This window comes from Candidatus Woesearchaeota archaeon (genome assembly GCA_030651375.1).
Taxonomy (GTDB): Archaea; Nanobdellota; Nanobdellia; order Woesearchaeales; family UBA12501; genus JAUSFM01.
Genome location: JAUSFM010000016.1, coordinates 187502 through 196006, shown reverse-complemented (window position 1 = coordinate 196006; position 8505 = coordinate 187502). Strand labels below are relative to the sequence as shown.

Below are 8505 nucleotides of genomic sequence, written 5' to 3'. Positions count from 1 at the left end.
AGAACACCTCCATGGAACCCACTCACCCTCTCATGGCCATTGCATCAGTTGACGGCCGCGACCGGCACACCACCGAACCCGTTGCGAATTATTTTTCCGAATACGCCACGATGCGGGGTGTGCTGCGCGTTGAGGTTGAATATCTCATCATGCTTGGCGACCAGCGGGTGTGCCGCGCCATGACCGACCAAGAAAAAGCATTTCTGCGCGGGCTGGTGTCAGGGTTCACGCTGGATGATGCAATCATCATCAACGACATTGAACGTGAAGGGTATCACGACGAACGTCGCACCATTCCAAAAACCAATCACGATATCAAATCAATCGAATATTTTCTCCGCATCAAAATAGAGGACAACCAGCCAAGCATCGGCGATGTGCTCGAAATGGTGCACTTTGGCTTGACGTCAGAAGATGCGAAAAATCTCGCGCTCGGCATGAGCATGCACGGCTTTCGAGATGAGGTGTATGTTCCGGCGATGGTTTCGTTTCTCGATTCCCTCGCCTCATTCGCAGAAACATACAAAGACCTTGCCATGCCCGCGCGTACCCATGGCCAGCCGGCAAGCCCAACAACACTGGGCAAAGAAATGGCGGTGTTTCTTGACCGGCTTCGGCGTCAGCTCGTCACGCTTTCCGAATTTCAGCTTACCGGAAAACTCAATGGCGCAACAGGGAATCACAACGCGTATCTGATTGCTGCGCCCAATGTTCCCTGGCTGCATCTTTCTTCACAATTTGTCCGCTCACTCGGCTTGTTGCCAAACTATCTGACCACTCAAGTCGAGCCCGGCGATTCACTCGTCGAAATGTTGCAGTGCTATCAGCGCATCAACACTATCATGTTGGATTTTGCGCAAGACACATGGCGGTATATTTCCGATTCATATCTTCTGTTGAAGCCAACGGCAGGCGAAGTTGGCTCATCGACCATGCCGCACAAAGTAAATCCCATCGACTTCGAGCACGCCGAAGGTGCATTGAAAAAAAGCAACGCTCTCCTGACAGCCATGTACTCAATTTCTGTTTCGCGGCTCCAGCGCGACCTGTCTGATTCGACGGTAAAGCGCGATATCGGCACGGTCTTGGCATGGTCGTATGATGCGCTTGTGTGCCTCACGCGCGGCCTTGCAAAAGTTGCGCCAAACCATGAAAAAATGACAGCAGACCTCGAAGCAGATTACGCCGTGCTCACTGAAGCAGTGCAGACTGTGATGCGAAAAGAAAGGCATGTCGGCGCGTATGACCTCATCAAAGACCAGACACGTGGGCATTTGTTAACGCGCGATGGCTATCGCGCCCTTGTCCAATCACTTCCGCTTTCCGACGACAATAGAGCGCGGCTTGCAAAGCTTACTCCGGCAACGTACACTGGCGAAGCATCACGGTTGGCGCACCTCGCCGTGACACAGTGGGAAAAAACAAGAAGTGCCGTGGTGAAGCAATGAGTTCCTGGCTTGCGCCAACCGCTGCTATCATCGGCGGGCAATGGGGCGATGAGGGAAAAGGAAAAATCGTCGACCTTCTTGCACCCAACTTCGACATGGTGGTGCGGGCAACCGGTGGCAACAATGCCGGCCACACGATTGTCATCAACGGAAAAAAACACGTGTTCCACCTTCTTCCTTCCGGTATTCTCTATCCGGAAAAACTGAACGTCATCGCTGACGGCGTTGTGATTGATCTTTTTGTTTTGTTGGAAGAAATTCGAGAGCTCGAAAAAAATGGACTTCGTGTTGAAAACCTGCGCATCAGCGCCAATGCACATATCCTCATGCCGTACCATCGAATTCTGGATGTTGCGCGAGAAGAAAAGCTTTCAGGCATTGGCGCAAAAATCGGCACCACTGGCAGGGGCATCGGGCCGTGTTACGCAGATACGGCAGCACGCACCGGCATTCCCCTACGCATGCTGTTTGACAAAACTGCGCTGCACAACTCAATCCGCCAGAATCTTGAAGAGAAAATTGCACTGCTCGCGCATTATTGCGGCTATGACGACGAAAAAATCAGGCACTCTTTTTCCAATTTCATCAGCGAAAATGAAATCACCGCATCCTACCTTGCGCGCATCAATCATGCCCTTGCTTCCTCCGGTGCAGCGCCAACGCTTGACACTCTCGCATTGGTATTGGTGGACATCTACGCCGAACTTGGCACTCGGATTCAGCAGTACGTCACCAACACCACTGCGCTTCTTCACCGTGCCCATGCGTTCGGGAAGCGAATCCTCTTCGAAGGAGCGCAGGGAACTTTTCTTGATCCCTACCATGGCACGTATCCTTATGTGACCTCATCACATCCAACCATCGGCGGCATTATCGCTGGCTCTGGTGTTGCACGTATTTCGCAAACACTTATCGTCTTAAAAGCATACACCACTCGCGTTGGCGAAGGGCCATTTGTGAGCGAACTGCACGGCAAAGACGGCGACGCATTGCGTGCATCCGGCGAAGAGTACGGCGCAACCACTGGCAGACCGCGGCGCTGCGGTTGGTATGACTCTGTTATGGCGCGCCACGCAGCAGCAGTCAACGGCACCACTGAAGCTGTGCTGACAAAACTTGATGTGTTGTCGTCGTTAGAAAAAATTCCTGTTTGTGTTGGCTATCAGTACACAGGATCGCCTTGTTTTGCTGATAAAGCGTACAAACCAGGGATGGAGTTACGCACCATGCCGCCGACAAACATCATGGCACACTGCGAGCCCATGCTGATGGAACTGCCCGGCTGGAAATGCGATATCAGCGGTGCGCGAACTTTTGCACACCTACCTCCTGCAGCGCAAAATTATGTGAGAAAACTTGAAGAATTGAGCGGCGTACTATTTCGAATTATCAGTGTGGGAAAAGAACGGGATGCGACGATTATTCGTTAATGTAAAGCAGTTGGTAGGCCTGTCGCCTGACGAAATCCGTACATGATGTTGGCATTTTGGATTGCCTGCCCCGCGCCACCTTTGATGAGATTATCGATGGCAGAGACTACAACAACATTTTCTCCACAGCCAAGCACTTTTATGTCGCAGTAATTTGTGCCATTTACTTTTCTTGTTTCAATAGAATCAGTGACGCGTACAAACGGCGCTGTTGCATAAAATGATTCATATACTTCACGAACATTTTCAACATCAGCACGGGTTCCATGAGAATAAAACGCAAATATCGTTGACACGATGCCCCGTTCAGCAACATCAATGCGTTGTGGTACGAATAGCATATCTTCCAATCCAAGTGCACGCTCCATTTCAGGAATGTGTCCGTGGACCATGCCTTCATCATAGGTGAGAAAATTATCAGTCTCTTTTACCGGTAATCCTGCTCCTGAAATACCACTTGTTGACGCCACCTGAACGTGCATAACCTTTCCCTTCAGCGGCGCCAGTCCCAAAATAACTGACGTCGCATAACACCCTGGATTCGCAACCAATTTGGCAGCCGCTATTTCATCGGCATTTAATTCTGGTAATCCATAAGTCCATCCTTCGGCAGCTCGATGATCAACACTTAAATCAATGAGCCGTTTTCCCCGTAAATCTCGTAAATATGATTCACTCTCTCCTTTGGGAAGCGCCAAGAAAACAAGCTCTGCATCTTTCTTATTTCCCGATGTTCCTTCTGTTCTACTCTCGGTATAGGCGATTTTAAAATGAGGATGTCTTTCTAACATCTCAACGAGCGGTTTGCCTAATCGTCCTGTATGGCCGATAACGCCAACGTTTATGGTGTCTGTCATACTTTTGGTGTGATTAACCATGCGCTTAAAAATATTTCTGTCCCACGCCCTCCTTTTCCGAAAGGTATATAAAGGACCGGCTCATTGTTCATCATATTCACCCAGTATGGTGACGTCATAAGAAAGAGCTTGTGCGGTGCCTCATCACGGCAATAAGACTTTTTCTTAACAGCACTTAACCATTAAAGCAATTTAAAGGCACGCATACCTATGGAAACTATACAGACACATCAACAGATAAACCCATTCAAAAAACTTGGCTTAAGTGATTTCCTGCTTCGGGCAATTGAGGAAGAGCATTTTACCCAGCCGAGTGAAATCCAAGAACGAGCAATACCACTGGTTCTCCAAGGGCGCGATGTTCTCGCAGGCTCGGCAACCGGTTCAGGAAAAACACTCGCCTTTGGCGCAGGCATTATCCAACACGCAATTTCCGGAAAAGGTGTTCAGGCACTTATTCTGACACCAACCCGCGAACTTGCCGAACAAGTTGCCGGCTCACTCAAAAAATTCTCAAAATTCAAACAACTGCGCATTGCTGTTTCCTACGGCGGCGTTTCCATCCAGCCGCAAATCGGTGAGCTCCGCCATGCCGATGTTGTTGTTGGCACGCCCGGAAGAATCATTGACCACCTCGAGCGCGGCACACTATCACTCCGGCACATTACCACACTGGTTCTCGACGAAGCCGACCGTATGCTTGACATGGGCTTTATTCAGGATGTTGAACGAATCATCGGCGCCTGCCCCATCAAACGGCAGACACTTTTGTTTTCTGCAACGCTGTCCAGCGACATAACATCGCTTGCGCAAAAATACATGGAGAACCCAGCTGAAGTATCTGTTGAGTGCTATGTTGATGCCTCTAAACTCTCCCAATCATATTATGACACTCCTGACAACATGAAATTCTCTTTGCTGGTGCACATGCTCCAGCATGAAGAAGCTGACCTGATTATGGTCTTCTGCAATTCGCAAAGAACAACTGACATTGTTGCAACCAACCTCAAACGCGTTGGCGTTGATGCACTTCCAATTCACGGCGGCTTTTCGCAAGCAAAGCGCAATAGTGTGATGAAACAGTTCCACGCCGGAAAAGTGCACGTGCTCGTCTGCACTGATGTTGCAGCACGCGGCCTTGATATTGGTGGTGTTTCTCACGTGTACAATTACGACGTTCCCAAAGAAGGCAAGCAATACATCCATCGCATCGGCAGAACAGCACGAGCAGGCCGCGAAGGAAAAGCAATCACCATCCTCACCAGCAGGGACCATGACAATTTCCGCCGAGTGCTCCGTGAAAACGACGTGAGCATCACCAAAGAGGTTGTTCCTACCGTAGAGCCAGTTCCCTTCCGATGGACTGAAGGACAAGGACAGCGAGAAGGCGGCTTCAACCGAGGCGGGCAAGGAGGGCATCGTGGCCATAGCCATCGCGGCCCACCGCGTCATTCATCTCATGCAGGGCCGCATCGTTCGCATGATAATCGCCATGCACGGCCTGCACGTTCTGGATCGTTTAACCGACGGTAATTTTTTATTCTTTTATATTAGTTTTCTAAAATTTGTTTGACGAATGTATATTCTCATCAGCCATTACAAAACGGATTATGCAAGACAAACAAGAACTCGGGCAAGGAAAAAATGCTGTCTCATATTCTGCTTTTCTTGTGGGGCAAAAATCGGGTCTTCAAAAATTGCGATTTTTGAGATGCCAAAAGCTAAAGCTTTTGTGCACGTCCGATTTTTGCCTCTGATGATTTGATTGAACGTGCTGCTGCACCACTATCCTGCCTTAACCTTTCTTCCTAATTCCGTTATCGTTCGTATTTGCTCACGCAGAACACCACTATCCTTTTAAATCAAGACTTTCAAAGATATCACCTATGTACATTCCAAAACGGTATGGCCAAAGTAAACTGGAAAAATGCCCTTTTTGCGGCCGTCAGGCGCTTATAAAAAACAAGCAGGACGTTCCGGTGTGTCACGACCACAAAAATTATTCTTTGAACGAGATGAAATGCATGTGCGGCAAAACCTTGGAAATGCGCTCGGGCAAATGGGGAATCTTCTTTTCGTGTTTGAACTGCGGCAACCTGAACCTGCGGAAGGCGCTTGAAATAAATGAAGGCGTACACAGCGCACCGATAAAAACAAACGAACTAAGCACTGAACAGCCCATAAGAAGCACGCCGCGAGAAATAACAATCCGCTCGGATGACCCGGATTATTTTTAAGTACCATTTTTATCCAAAGATTTATTAATCCTTAATTTCCTCTTGTCGTTATGACCATTCGTATCTTTATAACCGGCGGAACCTTTGATAAAGAATATAACGAACTGAACGGCGAACTTTTCTTTAAGGACACACATCTTCCTGAAATGTTAAAACTGGGAAGAAATAAACTTGATGTGGATCTCAGGACATTGATGATGATTGATAGTCTTGATATGGGCGCTGCCGATCGACAGCTTATTCTTGATAATGTCAAAAAAACAAAAGAAGACAAAATCATCATCACGCATGGAACTGATACGATGGCTGAAACAGCAAAAGTTCTCGGCGCAGCACTTAAAACAAAAACAATCATCTTGACCGGCGCGATGGTTCCCTACAAATTTGGCAGTTCAGACGGGCTCTTTAATCTTGGCTGTGCACTCGCTTTTGTACAAACACTTCCCGTCGGTGTGTATGTTGCAATGAATGGAAAATTCTTCAAATGGAATAATGTAAAGAAAAACAAGAAGACCGGCGAATTTGAAGAATTAGACTGATGCTGAACATGCATTGTGTATCATCTCTTCTTCTATTGCTGGCGGCACTGCCTCATTGTGTTTTTTGAGACTTTCCAGATAGCCCTCAATCGCTTCGGTAATGTTTTTAACTGCTTCTTGGCGTGTTTTTCCTTGAGAAATACAGCCGGGGAGTGATGGGCATTCTGCTACAAACATGCCGTCTTCATCCTGATATATGCGTACGCGGTATTTCATGGTTTCAGATAAAAAAGAAAGATAAACTGTTTTAAATACTTTTTGTCTCAAAACTTCTTAAACTGCGCAGCGACGTCAATCAGCTCGACATGCCCGAGGAATGTGCTTCGGCAGCAGTAGCGCTCAACACCAAGTTCATCAAGAATTTTTTTCACGTCGGCATTTTTCTTGGTTGACTTCTCTTCATATTCTTCCCACAGGTGGCCGACTGGCTTTCCGCAGGATACACATCGCATAGGTATGATCATGGTTTCACCGGTATGATTTTTGACGCTTGGCACGTGCCTTTGAGTCGTTTGGTTTGCAGGTTTCCTTGCGCCGCACATCAGCAACAAGGAGCTGGCGGTCGTATTGCAGGAAGCGCTCTTTCAAGTTGCTTCCCTTGCCGGCAAATTCAACGAGTGCTTTGGCAATGGCAAGCCGAGATGCTTCTGCACCGCCCATGGCGCCGCCGCCGTGGAAATTAACATCAATATCAACCTTGTCAGCATATTCCGGCGCAAGCACCAGCGGCTCTTGGATAAATAAGCGTGCTACTTCCGGCGCATACGCCGTGAGGAGCATTTTGTTTACGCGAATCTTGCCCGTGCCAGCCCTAAGTACTGCGCGGGCTGTTGCGGTTTTTCGCTTTCCTGATGTGGTAATATATTTTTTGACCATAGTATTATACCTTTGATCCAACTTGTTTTGCAATTTCAGCGATTGTTATATATTTTGTGGTCGTGAGCTTCGAAACGTGCGTACCTGGAACTTCAGTGAGCTTTTCTTTTTCAAATCCAACTGGCACGCCGATATAACATTTGACCAATTTATACGCTTCACGGCCACGGTTCTTGTCCCACGGCAGCATACCCCTGATGGTTCTGCGCACGATGCGCTGGGGCGTACGCGGGAAAAACGGCCCTGAACGGGGTGTGCCGCGCTTGACTTTATGTATATATTCTCCAATGATATGGCCGCGTGAGCCGGTGATAATCATCTTTTCGCAATTAACAATGTCAACCTTTTCGCCGAGCAATGCCTGCTTTGCCGCATATGCCGCGATTCTTCCCAAAATCCGTTCTGTTCCGTCAATTACTGCCATTGTTGTTACCTTGTTATCCCATGATTCGTATGTTTTGCACATTCGGGTTGCGCTTGAGCAGTTCCCCAATGCTGAATGCCTCGCCTTTTGCTTTCTGGATTTTTTCTTTTGCACTGCCTGAAAATGCCCATGCGGCAACAGCAAGTTTTTTTGTGACATCGCCCGTAGCGAGCACTTTGCCCGGCACGACAATAATTTCATTATCTTGAGCGTACTTGCTAATCTTGTACAGGTTTACCATGCGCCGACGCCGTGACGGTGCTTCAAGTTCGTCGGCAAGGCGCTTCCACAGAGGCGTTTCACTATCCAACGCTGCTTTTTTGAGCGTCTTGATGAGCTCCTGCAGATGCACATTTGTTGGGCCTGTTCTTCGTACCATGGTTTTCAGGATTTTTTGATTTTATATCAATGATCAATAAAATGCGGGAGACGGGACGAACCTGCGCAATCTTTTTTGCAAGCAAAAAAGCTTGACCAAAAGAGGGACATCCTCACTTCGTTCGGAGTCCCGGCGCTTTGCGCTCGGCCACACATCCTGCACTTTTGATCTGGATCTTTTTGATAATAATGATGCGGGAGACGGGACTCGAACCCGCGTAAGCACTAAGCTACTAGGCCCTCAACCCAAGGCTCACCACGCACTTTCATGCGCACTGAATAGCCCGTTTGACCGCTCCGGCACTCCCGCATATGA

11 protein-coding genes and 1 tRNA gene are annotated in these 8505 nt (G+C 48.3%); 5 read left to right on the top strand and 7 right to left on the bottom strand.

Annotated features, from left to right (window positions below; all coding sequences use genetic code 11):
- Both purB and Q7R76_07105 read left to right on the top strand, forming a co-directional pair.
- Window positions 1–1448: adenylosuccinate lyase (purB, locus tag Q7R76_07110; GenBank protein MDO8643310.1), on the top strand; the 1448-nt coding region annotated here is incomplete at its 5' end.
- The gene (locus tag Q7R76_07105) at window positions 1445–2878 is read left to right on the top strand and encodes an adenylosuccinate synthetase (protein MDO8643309.1); all 1434 of its coding nucleotides are present in this window, start codon (window positions 1445–1447) and stop codon (window positions 2876–2878) included. The genes purB and Q7R76_07105, both read left to right, overlap by 4 nt.
- On the opposite strand, the gene Q7R76_07100 is transcribed toward Q7R76_07105, so the two are convergent.
- Window positions 2875–3735, bottom strand: coding sequence for a hypothetical protein (locus Q7R76_07100; protein ID MDO8643308.1), 861 nt, complete (start codon window positions 3733–3735; stop codon window positions 2875–2877). The genes Q7R76_07105 and Q7R76_07100 overlap by 4 nt on opposite strands.
- Before the next feature lie 210 nt (window positions 3736–3945).
- Here Q7R76_07100 and Q7R76_07095 point away from each other — a divergent pair, with 210 nt between their 5' ends.
- From Q7R76_07095 to Q7R76_07085, 3 genes are all read left to right on the top strand, one after another.
- Complete coding sequence (locus tag Q7R76_07095) at window positions 3946–5268, top strand: DEAD/DEAH box helicase (GenBank protein MDO8643307.1); 1323 nt, start codon at window positions 3946–3948, stop codon at window positions 5266–5268.
- Between the two features lie 353 nt (window positions 5269–5621).
- Window positions 5622–5972: a hypothetical protein gene (locus Q7R76_07090; protein ID MDO8643306.1), complete on the top strand. Its 351-nt coding sequence runs from the start codon at window positions 5622–5624 to the stop codon at window positions 5970–5972.
- A gap of 50 nt (window positions 5973–6022) precedes the next feature.
- Window positions 6023–6511, top strand: coding sequence for an asparaginase domain-containing protein (locus Q7R76_07085; protein MDO8643305.1), 489 nt, complete (start codon window positions 6023–6025; stop codon window positions 6509–6511).
- Here the strand turns inward: Q7R76_07085 and Q7R76_07080 are convergent.
- The 6 genes from Q7R76_07080 to Q7R76_07055 all read right to left on the bottom strand — a co-directional run bounded on the left by Q7R76_07080 (window position 6503) and on the right by Q7R76_07055 (window position 8499).
- The gene (locus Q7R76_07080; GenBank protein ID MDO8643304.1) at window positions 6503–6727 is read right to left on the bottom strand and encodes a type II toxin-antitoxin system HicB family antitoxin; all 225 of its coding nucleotides are present in this window, start codon (window positions 6725–6727) and stop codon (window positions 6503–6505) included. The two genes, Q7R76_07085 and Q7R76_07080, sit on opposite strands and share 9 nt — an antisense overlap.
- A gap of 47 nt (window positions 6728–6774) precedes the next feature.
- Window positions 6775–6975 (bottom strand): DNA-directed RNA polymerase subunit N, encoded by a 201-nt coding sequence (locus Q7R76_07075; protein MDO8643303.1) that lies wholly within the window; start codon window positions 6973–6975, stop codon window positions 6775–6777.
- A 4-nt stretch (window positions 6976–6979) separates the two neighbouring features.
- The gene (locus tag Q7R76_07070; GenBank protein MDO8643302.1) at window positions 6980–7387 is read right to left on the bottom strand and encodes a 30S ribosomal protein S9; all 408 of its coding nucleotides are present in this window, start codon (window positions 7385–7387) and stop codon (window positions 6980–6982) included.
- Between the two features lie 4 nt (window positions 7388–7391).
- Window positions 7392–7811 (bottom strand): 50S ribosomal protein L13, encoded by a 420-nt coding sequence (locus Q7R76_07065; GenBank protein MDO8643301.1) that lies wholly within the window; start codon window positions 7809–7811, stop codon window positions 7392–7394.
- Window positions 7812–7824: 13 nt separating this feature from the next.
- Window positions 7825–8190: a 50S ribosomal protein L18e gene (locus Q7R76_07060; protein MDO8643300.1), complete on the bottom strand. Its 366-nt coding sequence runs from the start codon at window positions 8188–8190 to the stop codon at window positions 7825–7827.
- A gap of 192 nt (window positions 8191–8382) precedes the next feature.
- Window positions 8383–8499, bottom strand: a tRNA-OTHER gene (locus Q7R76_07055).
- Window positions 8500–8505: the final 6 nt, after the last annotated feature.